This window comes from Haloechinothrix aidingensis (genome assembly GCF_013450155.1).
In the GTDB taxonomy this organism is placed as follows: domain Bacteria; phylum Actinomycetota; class Actinomycetes; order Mycobacteriales; family Pseudonocardiaceae; genus Haloechinothrix; species Haloechinothrix aidingensis.
Genome location: NZ_JACCKD010000008.1, coordinates 187,438 through 203,389 on the forward strand (window position 1 = coordinate 187,438; position 15,952 = coordinate 203,389).

15 protein-coding genes are annotated in these 15,952 nt (G+C 70.1%); 5 read left to right on the forward strand and 10 right to left on the reverse strand.

The genetic code is table 11. From position 1 onward, the window contains the following. Positions 1–35: 35 nt before the first annotated feature. From xsc to H0B56_RS19955, 4 genes are all read right to left on the reverse strand, one after another. Positions 36–1,787 (reverse strand): sulfoacetaldehyde acetyltransferase, encoded by a 1,752-nt coding sequence (xsc, locus tag H0B56_RS19940; RefSeq protein WP_219632947.1) that lies wholly within the window; start codon positions 1,785–1,787, stop codon positions 36–38. Positions 1,788–1,821: 34 nt separating this feature from the next. Beyond that, positions 1,822–2,934 (reverse strand): alanine dehydrogenase, encoded by a 1,113-nt coding sequence (gene ald / locus H0B56_RS19945; protein WP_180894624.1) that lies wholly within the window; start codon positions 2,932–2,934, stop codon positions 1,822–1,824. Between the two features lie 56 nt (positions 2,935–2,990). After that, on the reverse strand, positions 2,991–4,361 hold the full coding sequence (locus tag H0B56_RS19950; protein ID WP_180894625.1) for an aspartate aminotransferase family protein: 1,371 nt from the start codon (positions 4,359–4,361) through the stop codon (positions 2,991–2,993). Between the two features lie 144 nt (positions 4,362–4,505). Next, entirely contained in the window at positions 4,506–5,405 is a 900-nt protein-coding gene (locus H0B56_RS19955) for a LysR family transcriptional regulator (RefSeq protein WP_180894626.1), read from the reverse strand. Between the two features lie 71 nt (positions 5,406–5,476). Between H0B56_RS19955 and H0B56_RS19960 the strand changes: the two genes are divergently transcribed. Continuing rightward, complete coding sequence (locus H0B56_RS19960; RefSeq protein WP_180894627.1) at positions 5,477–6,490, forward strand: YeiH family protein; 1,014 nt, start codon at positions 5,477–5,479, stop codon at positions 6,488–6,490. 10 nt (positions 6,491–6,500) lie between these two features. Here H0B56_RS19960 and pdxR read toward each other — a convergent pair whose 3' ends face one another. The 3 genes from pdxR to H0B56_RS19975 all read right to left on the reverse strand — a co-directional run bounded on the left by pdxR (position 6,501) and on the right by H0B56_RS19975 (position 9,495). Continuing rightward, on the reverse strand, positions 6,501–7,976 hold the full coding sequence (pdxR, locus tag H0B56_RS19965) for a MocR-like pyridoxine biosynthesis transcription factor PdxR (RefSeq protein ID WP_180894628.1): 1,476 nt from the start codon (positions 7,974–7,976) through the stop codon (positions 6,501–6,503). A 155-nt stretch (positions 7,977–8,131) separates the two neighbouring features. Next, positions 8,132–8,407 (reverse strand): MoaD/ThiS family protein, encoded by a 276-nt coding sequence (locus tag H0B56_RS19970; protein WP_180894629.1) that lies wholly within the window; start codon positions 8,405–8,407, stop codon positions 8,132–8,134. A 5-nt stretch (positions 8,408–8,412) separates the two neighbouring features. Then, positions 8,413–9,495, reverse strand: a complete 1,083-nt coding sequence (locus H0B56_RS19975; RefSeq protein ID WP_180894630.1) for a WD40/YVTN/BNR-like repeat-containing protein — start codon at positions 9,493–9,495, stop codon at positions 8,413–8,415. 172 nt (positions 9,496–9,667) lie between these two features. On the opposite strand from H0B56_RS19975, the gene H0B56_RS19980 reads away from it, so the two are divergent. After that, a complete protein-coding gene (locus tag H0B56_RS19980; RefSeq protein WP_180894631.1) occupies positions 9,668–10,582 on the forward strand; it encodes an SDR family oxidoreductase in 915 nt (304 codons plus the stop codon). Positions 10,583–10,706: 124 nt separating this feature from the next. Here the strand turns inward: H0B56_RS19980 and H0B56_RS19985 are convergent, their stop codons facing one another. The 3 genes from H0B56_RS19985 to H0B56_RS23075 all read right to left on the reverse strand — a co-directional run bounded on the left by H0B56_RS19985 (position 10,707) and on the right by H0B56_RS23075 (position 13,817). Continuing rightward, positions 10,707–11,630: a DMT family transporter gene (locus tag H0B56_RS19985; RefSeq protein ID WP_180894726.1), complete on the reverse strand. Its 924-nt coding sequence runs from the start codon at positions 11,628–11,630 to the stop codon at positions 10,707–10,709. A gap of 125 nt (positions 11,631–11,755) precedes the next feature. Further along, positions 11,756–13,138, reverse strand: a complete 1,383-nt coding sequence (gene radA, locus H0B56_RS19990; protein ID WP_180894632.1) for a DNA repair protein RadA — start codon at positions 13,136–13,138, stop codon at positions 11,756–11,758. 64 nt (positions 13,139–13,202) lie between these two features. Next, the gene (locus H0B56_RS23075; RefSeq protein ID WP_180894633.1) at positions 13,203–13,817 is read right to left on the reverse strand and encodes a copper chaperone PCu(A)C domain-containing protein; all 615 of its coding nucleotides are present in this window, start codon (positions 13,815–13,817) and stop codon (positions 13,203–13,205) included. 334 nt (positions 13,818–14,151) lie between these two features. Between H0B56_RS23075 and H0B56_RS20000 the strand changes: the two genes are divergently transcribed. From H0B56_RS20000 to ispF, 3 genes are read left to right on the forward strand one after another with little or no spacing between them, the layout of a single operon-like run. Continuing rightward, complete coding sequence (locus tag H0B56_RS20000; RefSeq protein ID WP_089301821.1) at positions 14,152–14,643, forward strand: CarD family transcriptional regulator; 492 nt, start codon at positions 14,152–14,154, stop codon at positions 14,641–14,643. Between the two features lie 50 nt (positions 14,644–14,693). Then, positions 14,694–15,392: a 2-C-methyl-D-erythritol 4-phosphate cytidylyltransferase gene (ispD, locus tag H0B56_RS20005; protein ID WP_180894634.1), complete on the forward strand. Its 699-nt coding sequence runs from the start codon at positions 14,694–14,696 to the stop codon at positions 15,390–15,392. Further along, positions 15,389–15,862, forward strand: a complete 474-nt coding sequence (ispF, locus tag H0B56_RS20010; protein ID WP_180894635.1) for a 2-C-methyl-D-erythritol 2,4-cyclodiphosphate synthase — start codon at positions 15,389–15,391, stop codon at positions 15,860–15,862. The genes ispD and ispF overlap by 4 nt, the downstream gene beginning before the upstream one ends. The last annotated feature ends 90 nt before the right edge of the window (positions 15,863–15,952 follow it).

The window sequence follows — 15,952 nt, forward strand, 5'->3', positions numbered from 1 at the left end:
GCCCCGCCACCGGGACATCGCACGGAACGGACACCTCACCCGTTGAGGTGCTCGTACTTGCCGAGATGGCGAATCGGGTTCCGCAGCGCGTCCCTGCGGAACGGCTCGCCGAGCTCGCTGGAGTCCACATTGACGTTCAACACGACCGGCTTGCGTAGCGCGAACGCGTCGCGCACCGCACCTTGCAGGTCGGACTCGCGGTCCACCGTGATGCCGTCGGCACCCATGGTCTTGGCGACCTCGGCGAAGTCCGGGTTGGTCAGGTTCGTTCCGACGAAGCGGTCATCGTAGAAGTCGATCTGGTTCTTCTTCTCGGCGCCCCACTGGCTGTTGTTCCAGACCACGGCGACCACCGGGATGTCGTGCCGCGCGGCGGTGAGCACCTCGGCCATGCTCATGCCCCACGCGCCGTCGCCGACGTAGGCCATGACGGGGTTGTCCGGCGCGGCCAGCTTCGCCCCGAGCGCTGTGGGGTAGGCGTAGCCGCAGTTGCCGAAGCTCATCGCCGCCAGGAACCGGCGGGGATTGTCGAAGTGCAGGTACGAGTTCGACACCGAGCAGATATTGCCGATGTCAGTGGAGACGATCGTGTCATCCGGCAGCGCGTCCCGGATCAGCGCCAGCGAGCGGCGCGGGCTGAGTGGCTCGCCGTGCCTGGCCGACCAGCTCGCGAGCTCCTCGGCCCAGCTCGCCTTCTCCTCGGCGATGCGCGCGATCCGCTCGGTGTTCCGCGGGCGCTCGCCGTGCCTCTCCCGCAGCGCGTCCAGCACCGCGGCCGCCGTCTCCTTGGCATCACCCGCGATTCCCATATGGATCTTCTTGCTGAGCCCCAGCACGCGGTGGTCGGTATCGACCTGGATGATCCTGGCTCCCGACGGCCAGTAGTCGATGCCGTGCTGCGGCAACGTACCGAACGGGCCCAGCCTGCAACCGACCGCGAACACCACGTCGGCCTCGCTGATCAGCCGCATCGCTGCCTTCGAGCCCTGGTAGCCGAGCGGCCCCACGGACAGCTCGTGACTGTGCGGGAACGAGTCGTTGTGCAGGTAGGAGTTCGTCACCGGCGCGGATAGGTACTCGGCCAGCGCGGCCACCTCGGCCACGCCGTCGGCCTGCACGACCCCGCCCCCGGAGACGATGACGGGGTTGCGCGCCTCCGCGAGGAGGGTGGCCGCGTGGCGGACCTGCTCGGGCGTGCCCGAGCCCCGGCGCACCGTCGCCGAGGGGTAGATCTCGTACTCGCTCTCTCCGTAGAAGTAGTCGCGCGGGATGTCGACCTGCACCGGGCCGGACTCGGCCTTGGCGACGTAGAACGCCCGCCGCATCAGCTCTGCCATCCGCTCGGGCCGGTTGACCTGCACCTGCCATTTGGTGATCTTGGAGAAGATCGGAAGCTGCTCGGTTTCCTGGAAACCGCCGAGACCGGTTCCCATGCTGCCCGCGGACGGTGTGACCACAACCATCGGCGTGTGCGCCCAGTAGGCAGCGGCCACACCGGTGACGAAGTTCGTGATACCGGGGCCGTTCTGCGAGACGACGAGCGAGGGCTCGTTGCTGACCCGTGCGTAGCCGTCGGCCATGTGCACCGCGTTCTGCTCGTGGGCGACCGAGACGAAGTCGATCCCCGCGGCGGGGAACATGTCGAGGGCGTCCATGAAGGCGGACCCGACGATCCCGGGTACCTTGGTCACGCCCTCAGCGGCGAGACTCTCCACAAAGGCCTCGCTGGAGGTCATCTTCGTCGGTCCGTACCCGGCCCGTGCGTCCGGTTCGTGGTTCTGCGGCATTGTGTCGCTCCTGTTGCTGGTGTTCTTCCGGCTGTCAGCCGATGACGTCGCTGGTGGGCTGGTAGGGAAGCGCGTGGGTGTCGGCGACGGCCCGGTTCGTGAGCGTTCCGGCATGCGTGTTGAGGCCCTCGGCCAGCGCGACGTCCTCGGCGAGCGCGGCGCGCCATCCCCTGTCCGCGATGGCGGTCACGTACGGCAACGTGACGTTGGTCAGGGCGTAGGTGGACGTGTTGGGCACGGCCCCCGGCATGTTGGTTACGCAGTAGAAGAGGCTGTCGTGCACGCGGAAGGTCGGCTCTGCGTGCGTCGTCGGCCGGGAGTCCTCGAAGCAGCCACCCTGGTCGATCGAGATGTCCACGAGCACGCTCCCCGGCTTCATCCCGCTGACGAGCTGGTTGCTGACCAGCCGGGGTGCCCGGGCTCCCGGGAGCAGGACCGCCCCGATCACGAGGTCGGCGTCGCGCACCGCGTTCTCGATCTCGAGCTTGTTCGCGGTTACGGTCTTGACCCTCCCGCTGTACCGGCGGTCCAGTGCCCTCAGTTTGTCCACATCGGTGTCCAGAACCGTCACGTCGGCCCACATGCCCGCGGCCATGGCGATCGCGTTGGTCCCGGCGACACCGGCCCCGATGACGACGACGTTCGCGGGCTTCACCCCCGTGACGCCGCCGAGCAGCAAGCCACGCCCGCCTTCGGCACGCCGCAAGGCCTGCGCGCCCGCCTGCGGGGCGAGGCAGCCCGCTACCTCACTCATCGGGTACAGCAGCGGCAAGACCCCGTCCTTGCGCACGGTCTCGTACGCGATCGCCGTCGTACCGGCCCGCAGCAACGCCTCCGTGCAGTCGGCCGACGCCGCGAGGTGCAGGAAGGTGAACAGGGTCAGGTCCGCGCGGAGCCGGTGGTACTCCTCCTCGACCGGCTCCTTGACCTTGAGCACCAGCTCGGCCTGCTCCCACACGGCATCGGCCGAATCCTCGATCTTCGCTCCGGCGGCGGCGAAGTCCTCGTCGGCGATCGCCGACCCGGCACCCGCTCCGCGTTCGATGACCACGTCGTGCCCGCGCTCGACGAGCTCGTGCACGCCCGGCGGTGTGAGCGCCACCCGGTACTCGTGATTCTTGACTTCCCGAGGTATCCCAACGCGCATGGCGGAACCTCTCCCTTTCGTGACTGGTGGTCTGTCGGGGCAGCCGCGCGGCGGGCTCAGCCGCGCAGGTACCGGTCGACGGCTCCGGCGACCGCGTCGACCTGGTGCAGCAATTCGTCGAGCACCTGCTCGTCGGCCACGAGCGGTGGCGAGAGCATCAGCATCGTGGCGCCACGGTCGTCCGGCCTGGTGATCAGACCGGCGTCGGTCATGGCCGGCGGAATGACATCGCGGAGGATCTCCGCGGACTCCCGCTCCGTCAGCTCCCGGCCGGATGCCCTGCTGCCGGTGAACTCGATGGCGTAGAAGAAGCCGGTGCCGCGCCATTCGGCCACGCAATCGTGTGCCTCGGCGATCCGGTCGAGCCCGGCCTGGAACACCGGTTCCAACCGCCGCACGTTGCCGAGTACGTCCTCCTCGTGCACCGCGCTCAGGTTCGCCACGGCGACCGCGGTGGAGACCGGGTGGCCTCCCCAGGTGGCTCCGTGCGTGAACGCTCCGCCCAGCGGGGAGTCCATCAGCCGCGATGCGAGCGGGCCGCGCAGCAGCACGCCACCGAGCGGCGCGTACCCCGATGTCGCTCCCTTGGCGAAGGTGATCAGGTCGGGGGTGACGCCGTACTTGGCACTACCGAACCAGTCACCGAGCCTGCCGTACGCGCAGATCACCTCGTCGGCGACGAGCAGGATGCCGTAGCGGTCGCAGATCTCGCGCAGCTGCTGCCAGTAACCCGGCGGCGGGACGAGCGCACCGCGCGCGTTCTGCACCGGCTCGGCGATGACCGCGCCGACGGTCTCGGGGCCTTCCTCCTCGATGGCTGCGACGATCTCCTCGACGCACGGCAGCTGCGCGGCACTACCGCCCTCCCCAACGGTGGCGCCGAGGGTGTTGGCGACGTGCCGCACGCCGGGCATCAGCGGGCCGAACGGCTCCTTGTACTTGGGGATCCCCGTCACCGCGAGGGCACCGAGGGTGGTGCCGTGGTAGGCCATGTCCCTGGCGATGATCTTCGTGCGTCGCGGCTCACCCTGGCTGCGGTGGTACTGCCGCACGAACTTCACCGCCGACTCCACAGCCTCCGAACCGGAGTTGACGAAAAAGACCGTCTCCAGGTCGCCCGGAGCGAGGTCGGCGATCATCGCCGCCGCCTCGGCCGCGGCCGGATGGGCGGCCGACCAGTTCGTCCAGTAGGCGAGCGACTCCATCTGCTTGGCCGCGGCAGCGGGGATGTCGGTACGGCCGTGCCCGATGTTCACGCAGAACAACCCGGACAGGCCGTCCAGGAAACGGCGACCGCGATCGTCGTAGAGGTAGCACCCCTCGCCCCGCGTGATCACGGAGAGCTCGGGGGCCTGCCACACCTGGCCCCTCGTGAAATGCGGGAACAGGTGTCGCTGGGCCTTCGCCCTGGTGTCTGTCTGGTTCACGGGTATCCCTCCAGCACTCCCTGGCTGCTGTGATGGCAACCACTGTGCGCCAGGGACAGGACCCGAACCAGATCCAGAATGTTGCGATTTTTTTGGTACCAGCACCGGCGGCGACGAACCGTCGCCGTGCTCACCCGGTACCGGTCACCGCTTGCGGGTGGCCACTGTGAGCAGCTGCGCGGCCGGTCCCACGAGCTTGCGACCGGACGGCCACACGACGCGCAGGGCGCGGCGCAGATCCAGACCCTCGACGGTGACCTCGACCAGCCGCCCCTCCGCGAGATCGGAGGCAACGGCCAGCTCGCTCAGCACGGCAGGGCCCGTACCCGCGATCACCGCACTGCGCACCGCCGTCGTCGAACCGAGCTCGACCAGCGGCGTGAGCTGAGCGGCACCCGCCCGGTGCATGGCGCGTTCCAGCGTCTCCCTTGTTCCCGAGCCGCGCTCACGGACCACGAGCGGGACGGTGCTCAGGTCCCGTGTGGCCAGCGGCTTGCGCTTGCGCGCCCAGGGGTGCGTCGGCGCCACGACGACAACGAGCCGGTCACCGGCGACCCGCCGGGTGGACAGCTCGGCGGGTGCGCCGGGAGTCTCCACGAACCCCACGTCGACCTCGCCGGCACGCACGAGCTCGGCGACCGTGTCCGAGTTCGTCACCTGCAGGCCCACATACAGCTCGGGGTGCTCCCGGCGAAGCTCGCCGATCCACACCGGGACGAGGTGCTCGGCGACCGTCATGCTCGCCGCCACGCGTAGCTCGGCGTCGCGCCGGGAGCGCAACGCGTCGGCACCGGTGATCAACCCGTCCAGCTCCTGCAGGACCCGTTGCGCCCAGCCACAGACCACCCGACCTGCCGGAGTCAGCGTCGCGCCGCGCCGTGTCCGGTCGACGAGCACCAGGCCGAGCCGCCGCTCCAGGGTGGACATCCGCTTGCTCGCCGCGGGTTGGGACGAGCCCAACTCGGCGGCTGCCTTGCCGATGCTGCCCCGCTCACCGATCAGCACGAGCAGCCGCAACGACTCCAGATCCGGCGGTTCGGCCATAACCGCAGACTATGACATCATGCCGACTTCACGGCTACCCGAGCGTGCGGATCCCGGCCACCGTTGCCGGTATGAGCGTCACCCAGCGCAACGTACAGCGAGCCACGACGGGATCGAGCCGGGTACTGCTCGCCGGCCTGATCACCGCCTGCGGTGCCGGTCTGGCATACCTGGTCAACCTCGCGGTGCCCGCGGTCGGAACCCTCACCGCCGCCGTACTGCTCGGCGTGCTCGCAGGCAACGTGCCGGTCCTGCCGCCCTCGACCAGGCCCGCACTGCAGCACACCACCCGGTGGCTCCTGCGCTCCGGCATCGTCCTGCTCGGCCTGCAACTCGCCGTGTCCCAACTGCTGGAGCTGGGACCCGGAACCGTACTCGCGGTACTGCTGACCGTGGCAGTCGGCTTCCTCGGCACGGTCGCGCTCGGCAGGGCACTCGGCGTCGGCCGTGGCCTGTCGGTCCTCGTCGCCACCGGGTTCTCCATCTGCGGGGCCTCGGCGATCGCCGCCATGGAGGGCGTGGTCCGGCGCAGGGACGAGGACGTGGCGACCGCGATCGCCCTGGTCACGCTGTACGGCACCCTCGCGATCGCCGCGATACCTCTCGCGGGCCCCGCCGTCGGTCTGACCGGTGACCGGCTGGGCGAGTGGGCCGGGGTGAGCGTGCACGAGGTCGGTCAGGTCGTCGCCGCGGCCGCGCCAGCAGGGGCTGGTGCCGTCGCCGCGGCCATCGTCGTCAAGCTCAGCAGGGTCGTGCTGCTCGCGCCCCTCGTCGCGGGGGTGAGCCTCACCGAACGGCGTGCGCTCGCAGGCACGGGTGGCACTCGCCCGCCCGTGCTCCCGCTGTTCGTGATCGGCTTCCTCGTCATGGTGGCCGTCCGCTCCACCGGTATGGTCCCCGGTCCCGCGCTCGCCGCAGCCGAGGTGCTCACCGAGATCGCGCTCGCGGGAGCCCTGTTCGGGCTCGGGACCTCGGTCGAGCTGCGCGCTCTCGTCCGTACCGGACCGCGCGCCCTCCTGCTCGGGCTGCTGTCCACCCTGCTGATCGCCGGTACCGGCGGTGCCCTGCTGCGCCTGCTCGCGTAGGGCGTGTCCGTCAACCCAGCTGCTCCGCCACCGCCTCGGCCAGTCTGGCCACGCCCGGGCGGACGGCGTCGTGCGGGATGGCGGCGAAGCCGAGCCGGAAGTGGTTGCGGTGGGCATCGGGCGCCGAGAAGAAGATGTCGCCACGCTCGATCACCACACCCAGGTCCAGCGCCCGCTCGGCGAGCAGGGCGCCGTCCAGCCGCTCCGGCCCGGCCACCCAGATGCTCACGCCGCCCGGTGGTGGGCTCACCTGCCACGGCAGCGTCTCGTTCAGCGCGTCCCGCAGCGTGCGCCACTTGCGCTGGAGCTGCGTGCGACGCCTGCGGATCGTCTTCTGGTACTCGCCTGCCCCGATGAACAGCGCCATCGCCCGCTGGATGTGCCCAGAGGCGTGCCGGACGCGGTACCGGCGCTGCCCGCGCAGTTCCCTGATCAGCTCCGGATCCGCCACCAGGTATCCGAGTCGCAGTCCGGGAGCGAGGAACTTGGAGAACGTGCCGAGGTAGACGACACGATCGCTGCCCGGCAGAGCCTTCAGCGCCGGGGTGGGACTGCCCTGATACCGGAATTCGCTGTCGAAGTCGTCCTCGATGAACAACGTGTCCGCACGGTCTGCCTGCGCGAGCAGCTCCTTGCGCCGCCCGATCGACAGCGTGACGTTCGTCGGGCTCTGATGGCTCGGCGTGAGGTGCAACAGGTCGATACCGTCCAGACTGGATGGTGGCACCAGCCCTGATCCGTCCACGCCGAGCGGAACGATCTCGGCCCCGGCACGGGCGAAGATATGTCTCGCGTCGAGGTATCCGGGGTCCTCGACACCGACAGCGTCCCCGGGGCGTAGCAGCGTGTACGCCAGCAGATCCAGACCTTGCTGCGAACCCAGCGTGATCAGCACGTTGTCGGGGTCGACCTCGATACCGCGGGTCGGCAGTACCTGCCTGCACAGTGCCTCGACCAGGAGCGGGTCGTCCTCGTCGATACCGTCGCGCAGGCTGTAATGCAGATGTGGCTGTTCGAGGGCCTCCCGCAAGGCGCGGGACCATGCCAGGCGGGGGAAGGACCCGGCATCGACCTGCCCGGCGACGAACGGGTAGGGGTAGGTGTGCCAGTCCCCGATCTTGGCGATCTCGGGCATGTCGGTGTCCGGACGGTCCCGCAGCCTCCGTGACCACTCGCCGATGGAGCCGCGGGTCGCCCCTTCCTCGGGTGCGGCCCCTTCCCGGTGCAGGTGCGGCAGCATCTCGGGGTTGACGAACAACCCGCGCCTCGGACGTGACTCGATGAACCCTTCGGCGAGCAGCTCCTGGTACGCGGCGTTGGCCGTGTTGCGGGAGATGCCCAGTTCCCGCGCCAGTTCCCTGGAGGAGGGCAGGGCTCGCGTCGGGTCCAGTGCCCCGGTGGCGAGCGCATGCTCGAGCGCCTTGCGCAGCTGCTGGTAGACCGGCTCGGATCCGTCGCGGTCGACCGAGACAAGGGTTCGTCCCATCGGCTCACACTCATCTCGCTGCTGGTGTGCACGCGGCAGGCTCGACCCGCTCCGGCACGCTTCGCCGAGGCGATCCCAGCGCGACGACGCGGGTCTCGCACTGAACGGTGTCATACTCCGCGCGTCCTGACCAGGTCCCTGATCGCCGGCCGGGATCAGCCCCCTGCGACCGAGGGAATGACCATGACCTCCGTGGAACGGCCGACCGGTGCCCGCACACCGCCGATCCTCCGGCACTCCTCTCCGTCCACATAGAAGTTCACGTACCGGCGAAGCACGCCGCTCTCGTCGCGCAGCCTGCGCTCCAGCGTGGGGTGGCGTGTAGCGATATCGTCGAGCAGCTCGCCGAGGGTATCGCCGGAGGCCGTGACCTCCGCCGCGCCTCCGGCGAGCTCGCGCAGCATCGACGGCAGATGCACGGTAACCGCCATTCCCATCACCCTATGACGGCGGCGCGGACACACAGCACGTCCGGCAGGTGGTGGGCGAGCAACCGCCAGCTGTCGCCCTCATCCGCACTGGCGTACACCTCACCATGACGAGATCCGAAGTAGACACCCGCCGGGTCGGCGTCATCGGTACACAGCGCGTCACGCAACACCGCGGAGTAGTAGCCCTGTCCCGGAAGCCCGTCACCCGGCCCGGTCCACGTGTCACCGGAGTCCTCGGACCGGTACACGCCGCACCGCCCACCTTCCGGGGACCTCGTCCGCGCGGATATGGGGAAGCTGTAGACCACGCCCGGCCTGTGCGGGTGCGTGGCGACGGGGAACCCGAAGTCGCCCGGCAAGCTGTCACTGATCGGCTCCCAGCTCGCACCGCCGTTCACGCTGCGATACAGGTCGCCGTGGTTCTGCAGGAACAACCGGTCCGGCTCACCAGGATCCATCGCTACTTTGTGCACGCACTGGCCGAACTCCGGGTACTCGTCCGGCTGGAAGTCGGCACGGATCCCGGAGTTGGTCGGTGTCCAGGAGCCGCCGCCGTCGGTCGTCTGATACACCCCGCCCGTCGACATCCCCACCAGCACCCGGTTCGCGTCCTGCGGGTGCGGGATGACGGTGTGCAGCGTCTTGCCGCCACCACCCGGGAACCACTCCGTGCGGTGCGGGTGCTCCCACAGCCCGCGCACCAGCGAGAAACTGCGACCGCCGTCGGTGGAACGGAACAGCGCGCTCGGCTCGACTCCCGCGTAGACGACCTCCGGCTCGTCGTCCGGCCCAGGGGCCAGCTGCCAGACGCCTTCCAGCGCCTCGCCGGTGTCGGCGGGGAACGCCACAGGAGCGTCGTCCGGCTCGCTCCACGTCCTCCCCAGGTCGTCGCTGATGACCATGGATGGACCGAAATGACTGGTGAGTGCCCCCGCCAGCAGCCGCGGAGTAGCTCGCCGCGTATCGATGGCCACCGCCTTGACGTCGGCGAGCGGCAGCAGTGGGCCGGTCACGTCCCATTCCCTGCGATCGCGGCTGCGCGCCAGCCAGAGTCCCTTGCGCGTTCCTATCGCCAGCAGAACATCCATCGCCTACCTCCCGCAGTGTCCTGACGCCCTGCTCGTACCTTCCCGAGCAGCGGTAACCGGAGCCTACGCCGGGGAGCCGACAGAGTTCAGGCCCGCGCGCGGATTCCCGGGGTCTCGAAAGCACGGGCGGCACCGGTCGTTGTTGTCGGTGCTGTGCGGCAGGGTTGCCGGCATGGACGAACTGAGGGGCAAGGTGGCGCTGGTCGCGGGAGCGTCGCGGGCGGCAGGCCGGGCGATCGCGGTGGAGCTGGGCCGGCTGGGAGCGACGGTCTACGCCACGGGCCGCACGACCCTGCAACGGCGCTCCGAGATGAACCGGCCGGAGACGATCGAGGAGACCGCGGAGCTGGTCACCGCCGCGGGCGGTACGGGTGTCGCGGTGCGGGTGGATCACCTGGTGCCGGATGAGGTGGCAGCGCTGGTGGCGCGGGTCGATCGCGAGCAGGGCCGGCTGGATGTGCTGGTGAACGACATCTGGGGTGGGGACCTCTACCTGGAGTTCGGGCAGAACCTGTGGGAGCACTCGCTCGAGGGCGGGTTGCGGATGCTGCGGCTCGGGATCGACACCCACGCCATCACCAGCCACTTCGCGTTGCCGCTGCTGATCGGCCGCGCGGGCGGGCTGGTGATCGAGATGACCGACGGAACCGCGGAGTTCAACGCCAGCTACCGGGCCGATGCGGGGTTGTTCTACGACCTGGTGAAGGTGTCGGTGCAGCGGATGGCGCTGGCGCAGTCCGAAGAGCTGCGCCCCTACGGCGGCACCGCGCTCGCGCTGACTCCGGGGTGGCTGCGCTCCGAGGCCATGCTGGAACACTTCGGTGTGACCGAGGAGAACTGGCGCGACGCGACCGGCGAGGAACCCCACTTCGCGATCTCGGAATCCCCGGTTCTCGTCGGCCGCGCAGCGGCGGCCCTCGCGGCGGACCCGGACGTGTCGCGCTGGACCGGTCAGACCCTGTCATCCGGCAGGCTGGCCGAGGTCTACGGCCTCACCGACACCGACGGCAGCCGCCCCGACGCCTGGCGCTACATGGACGAAGTCCAGAGCAAGGGCAAACCGGCAGACACGACCGGCTACCGCTGACCCGCCCTGAGCCGCAGTGCGGTCCCGGTCAGGGATGCGGTGATCGCCCGCTGCCCTCCTACCGCAGCCGGTCCGCACGCCGCCGTCCGTCGTCGTATGTCGAACTGCCCGCGGGCCCGATCCGCTACCTGGTCGGGCCGCCCGGTGCCGCGGGAGTCACCGCCGCCTCCGGTCGGGCAGGCGGCGTGGTCCTGCCACGCGACCGCGACACGCCGACCCCGGCGAGGCAGAGCACCCCGCCTGCCAGCGTCAACCAGCCGGGCACCTCGCCGAGCACGGCCCACGACATCAGCACCACCAGCGCGGGCACCACGTAGGTCGTCGCGCCCATCCTGCCCGCCGTCGTGCGGGCCAGCGCGTACGCCCAGGTGGTGAACGCCAGCGCCGTCGGGAACACCCCGAGATAGAGCATGTTCAGCGTCGCCGAGGCCGGAGCCTCGGCGACCCGCGCGAGCAACTGGCCGGAGAACGGCAGGCAGGCCACGGCCCCGAACATGCAGCCGAAGGCCGTGACCTGAAGCGCGGACGCGTGCCGCAGGGCCGGTTTCTGGCAGACGACACCCGCGCCGTAGGTCAGCGCCGCGAGCAGGCACAGCAGCACCCCGAGCACCGAGGCGCGGCCCTCGTCCGACATGGACACCCCGACCACGATCGCGCCCGCGAAGGACACCACCATCCCCGCGAGCAGCCGGACCGGGAACCCCTCGTTGAGCAGCAACCCACCGAGCACCGCGATCACGATCGGGCCGATGTTGACGACCATCGCGGCCGTTCCCGCATCGACGTGCTGCTCACCCCAGTTCAGCGCGACCATGTACACGCCGAACCACAGCACGCCCGCGGCGGCGATCCCCGGCCACGCCGCGCGGGGCGGCAGGTCCTCGCGGCGCACGAGCAGGATCAGGCCGAGCACTGCCGATCCCGCGAGTAGCCTGCCGAGGGCGAGCGCCCCCGGATCGTAGTGGTGTCCCGCGCTGCGAATGGCGACGAACGCCGACGCCCACAGCGTCACCGTCACGCCTGCCGCCAGCAATGCCCGCTTGTCCATGGAGTTGGTAGACACGGTCAACGATCATTGCCGGGCAGCGAACCCCGGGGCAAGCGGTTTTCGGACGTCGCGATGCCTGCCACACGGTGCCGGTACCGGGGCAGGTACCGCCCCGGTCGCCGCCGTCACACGACGCTCAGGTCGGGGCGCCCCACGTACTCCAGCGCGTCGGCGAGCTCGGCGACCTCGACGGCCCGGATCCCCTCCGGGGCGGGTTCACTACCGGCAGGAACCAGCGCCCGGGTGTAGCCCATCCGCGCGGCCTCGACCAGCCGCCTGCCGACGCCACGAACGGGCCGCACCTCGCCCGCGAGCCCTACCTCGCCGACCGCGACGAGCCCACGCGGCACGGGCCGGTCACTGTGGGCGGACATCATCGCCAGCGCGATCGCCAGGTCGGCAGCGGGTTCGACCACCGTCATGCCCCCGACGGTGGCCGCGTATACGTCCTTGCTGCCGACGGCCTTGCGTGCACGCCCTTCGAGTACCGCGAGCACCATCGACACCCGTGCCGAGTCCAGGCCGCTGACAGCCCGCCTCGGATGCGTCAACGCCGACTGCGTCATCAGCGACTGCACCTCGGCGAGCAGCGGGCGCTTGCCCTCGATCGTCACCGTGATCGCCGTGCCGGGTACCGACTGCTCCCGCGGGTTGAGGAACAGCCCGGACGGGTCGCTGATACCCACGATGCCCTCGTCGCGCAGCTCGAAGCAGCCGACCTCGTCAGCGGCACCGAAGCGGTTCTTCACCCCGCGCACCATCCGCAGGGTGGAATGGCGCTCACCCTCGAAGTGCAGCACCACGTCGACGACGTGCTCCAGCACGCGCGGCCCCGCCACCGAGCCTTCCTTGGTCACGTGCCCCACGAGCACGACGGGCAGCCCACGCTCCTTGGCCAGCGCGACCAGGCCCGCCGTGACGTCCTTCACCTGGGCGACCCCACCGGGTGTGCCATCCACTTTGGGCGAGCTCATGGTCTGTACCGAGTCGACGATCAGCAGCCCGGGATCGATCGCATCCACATGGCCGAGCAGGGCGGAGAAGTCGCTCTCCGCGGCCAGGTACATCGACTCGTGCAGGTTCCCGGTCCGCTCCGCCCGCAACCGGACCTGCCCCGCCGACTCCTCGCCGGTGATGTACAGCGACGGCCGGGTCGAACCTGCCGCGCCCGCCACCCACCGGTAGGCGACCTCGAGCAGCAGAGTCGACTTGCCGACTCCTGGCTCGCCCGCGAGCAGCATCACGGCACCGGGAACCAGCCCGCCGCCGAGCACGCGATCCAGCTCCGCGACTCCGGTCGACCGGGCCCGCGCCGCGTCCAGATCGACCTCGCCGATCGGCCTCGCCGGGGAGGACGGCGCACCCGCGGCGACCTTGGCGGTCGCTGCCGCAGGCGCGGCCTGCTCGGTGATCGTTCCCCACGCCTGGCATTCCGGGCAGCGTCCCACCCACTTGGCCACCTCGTAGCCGCACTCCGTACAGCGGTGTTGCGCGCCCTTTCTCGCCACAGCCGCCCACCGTATCCGATGGAACCGACTGTTTCCGGGCCAGTCCCGGAGGTCGGCGAGCCTGCTAGTGGCCTCCGCCACCGTCCTCGCCGTCGGAGACCTCCACGACCCGATCGTGCGGGGAAGGCGCGATCGGTGCGAGCACCTCGATGGTGCCTGCCTCACGGAACGTCAACGTCAGGGTCACGCTCTGCGCGGGGCGCACGGGGTGCTCCAGGTCGTTCAACACGACCGCGGCCTTGTTACGGACCAGGCCGTCGTCGTCCGCGGCCGGGACGGTCTCCCCGGACTCGTCGAGCCGGCCCGGCTCGACGACGAACAGCGCCCCGTTACGCAGCACCGTGGCGTCGCCCTCGATCGTGACGTCGCTCGCCACATCGGTGCTGACCGAGACCAGCTCGTCGGGCTCGTCGCCGCGGTTGGCGATGTGCATGTTCACCGGAGCATCGGACCCACCAGCGTAGTGATGCTGGTCTTCGCCCTCGGGGAACGCCAACGTGGCGTTGCTGACCACGATGGAGTCCGTGCGTGCTCCACCGCCGTCGACCGCGGGCAGCTGGGAGTCGGTCTGCGTGATCTGCCCGGCACCACAACCGGCGAGGAGTAGCGCGGAACCGCAGGCAAGCCCGGCACGCACGGCGAGACGCGAACCGAACAAGCGATTGTTGTGCTGGCCCACTGCTCCGGAGTCCTTCCTCGTATCAAGCTGTCCGTCGTCACCGACCGCGCCTGCCGCGCGTCGCGGGCTCCCACGGCGGGTGCGAACGTCAACGAGCTGACGCGTTCACCCGAAAGCCTAGCTTGACCGAAGCGGCAACCGACTCCCGCCCCGGGTCGGCACGCCCGGCGATCCCCGCGACGACGCGCTACCTGCGCGAGCACAACAAAAGCCGAGTTGTCAACCCCTTCGACGGTCACACAAGGGCGCTGACCTGCGAGGACAAAGGCCAGGGGCCTATGGGGGCCACCACACACCGTGCTAGGATAGGCACAGCGAAAGGGGCAGAGGACACATGGTTTTCAAAGTCGGAGAGACTGTCGTCTACCCGCACCACGGTGCCGCGCTAATCGAAGCCATCGAGACTCGCGTGATCAAGGGCGAGGAGAAGCAGTACCTCGTCCTCAAGGTCGCCCAAGGCGACCTGACCGTGCGCGTTCCCGCGGATAATGCCGAGATCGTCGGTGTCCGTGACGTGGTCAATGATGATGATCTGAACCACGTCTTCGATGTTCTGCGCGCGCCGCACACCGAGGAACCAACGAACTGGTCCCGACGGTACAAGGCCAACCTGGAGAAGCTCGCCTCGGGCGATGTGAACAAGGTGGCCGAAGTGGTGCGTGACCTCTGGCGGCGTGAGAAGGATCGAGGCCTTTCCGCCGGTGAGAAGCGGATGCTGGCCAAAGCACGGCAAGTCCTCGTGAGCGAGCTGGCTCTCGCCGAGGGAACCGACGAGGGCAAGGCCGAGAAGCTGCTCGACGAGGTGCTCGACACCGCACTGGCGTAACACGCGGTGCACCCGAGCGAGCTGCGGCCCGGCGTGGTACGCAGGCGTCGATGAGGATCGTCGCGATCGTACCCGCGGCGGGGCGGGGCGCTCGGCTCGGCGCGGCCACGTCGAAGGCGCTGGTGCCGGTCAAGGGCGTGCCGCTGCTGACGCGCGCCGTCCGGGGCCTGCTCGACTCACGTCGCGTGCAGGCCGTTGTCGTGGCGGCCCCGCCCCAGGAAGTCGAGCCGTTCACCGCGGCGGTGCGGGCCTTCGGTGAGTCCTGCCGTGTGGTGGCAGGCGGGGCGGACCGTACGTCGTCGGTGCGGCTCGCGCTCGACAGCATCGAGCCCGGCTCCTGTGACGGCGTGCTCGTGCACGACGCCGCTCGCGCCTTCACTCCCACCACAGTGGTCGCCAACGTCCTCGCCGGGCTCGAGGACGGGGCCGAGGCCGCCGTGCCTGCCGTGCCCGTCACGGACACCGTGAAGGTCGTCGACTCACACGATGTGATTACTGCCACACCTGATCGCAGCGCGCTGCGCGCGGTACAGACCCCACAGGGGTTCGCGGAGGGCGTGCTGCGGCGGGCTCACGCCGAACAGGCCGCGTCCACCGATCCCGAAGCCACGGACGACGCCGGGCTCGTCGAACGCCTCGGGATCGCTGTCCGGACGGTGCCGGGAGACGTGCGCGCCATGAAGATCACCACCCCGTTCGATCTCGCCGTCGCCGAGGCGGTGCTGGCCGGCCAGGAGGTCACGTCATGATTCCTCGCGTAGGGCAGGGCGTCGACGTGCATCCCGTCGAACCCGGCCGCCCCTGCTGGATCGCGGGGTTGCTGTGGCAGGAGGCCGACGGCTGCTCCGGGCACTCCGACGGCGACGTGGCCGCGCACGCGCTGTGCGACGCCGTGCTGTCCGCGGCATGCCTGGGTGACCTGGGGGCCGTCTTCGGCACCGGCGAGGACCGCTGGGCAGGAGTGCGCGGCACGGACCTGCTCGCCGAGGTCAGCAACCGGGTCGCCGACGCGGGGTGGACCGTCGGGAACGCCACCGTTCAGGTCATCGGCAACGCACCCAAGATCGGCACGCGCCGCGCCGAGGCGCAGGGGGTGCTGTCCCGGTCACTGGGCGGGCCGGTGAGCGTGTCGGGTACGACCTCCGACGGGCTGGGCCTGACCGGGCGGGGCGAGGGTCTCGCCGCCATCGCCACCGCGCTGCTGTTCTCCCCGGGCTGACCCACTCTCCGGCGACCGGCGTGCCCGGCCGACCAGCGAGGCAGCAGCGGCTGCCGGCCACACCGCCACGCGCGCGCTCGGACCTCTCCC

Coding starts and splice junctions, on each gene's coding strand:
- xsc (WP_219632947.1), bottom strand. CDS start 1,787: ATGCCGCAGAACCACGAACCGGACGCACGGGCCGGGTACGGACCGACG.
- H0B56_RS19985 (WP_180894726.1), bottom strand. CDS start 11,630: ATGGACAAGCGGGCATTGCTGGCGGCAGGCGTGACGGTGACGCTGTGG.
- H0B56_RS20000 (WP_089301821.1), top strand. CDS start 14,152: ATGGTTTTCAAAGTCGGAGAGACTGTCGTCTACCCGCACCACGGTGCC.
- ispF (WP_180894635.1), top strand. CDS start 15,389: ATGATTCCTCGCGTAGGGCAGGGCGTCGACGTGCATCCCGTCGAACCC.
- ispD (WP_180894634.1), top strand. CDS start 14,694: ATGAGGATCGTCGCGATCGTACCCGCGGCGGGGCGGGGCGCTCGGCTC.
- ald (WP_180894624.1), bottom strand. CDS start 2,934: ATGCGCGTTGGGATACCTCGGGAAGTCAAGAATCACGAGTACCGGGTG.
- pdxR (WP_180894628.1), bottom strand. CDS start 7,976: ATGGGACGAACCCTTGTCTCGGTCGACCGCGACGGATCCGAGCCGGTC.
- H0B56_RS19960 (WP_180894627.1), top strand. CDS start 5,477: ATGAGCGTCACCCAGCGCAACGTACAGCGAGCCACGACGGGATCGAGC.
- H0B56_RS19980 (WP_180894631.1), top strand. CDS start 9,668: ATGGACGAACTGAGGGGCAAGGTGGCGCTGGTCGCGGGAGCGTCGCGG.
- H0B56_RS19955 (WP_180894626.1), bottom strand. CDS start 5,405: ATGGCCGAACCGCCGGATCTGGAGTCGTTGCGGCTGCTCGTGCTGATC.
- H0B56_RS19970 (WP_180894629.1), bottom strand. CDS start 8,407: ATGGCGGTTACCGTGCATCTGCCGTCGATGCTGCGCGAGCTCGCCGGA.
- H0B56_RS19975 (WP_180894630.1), bottom strand. CDS start 9,495: ATGGATGTTCTGCTGGCGATAGGAACGCGCAAGGGACTCTGGCTGGCG.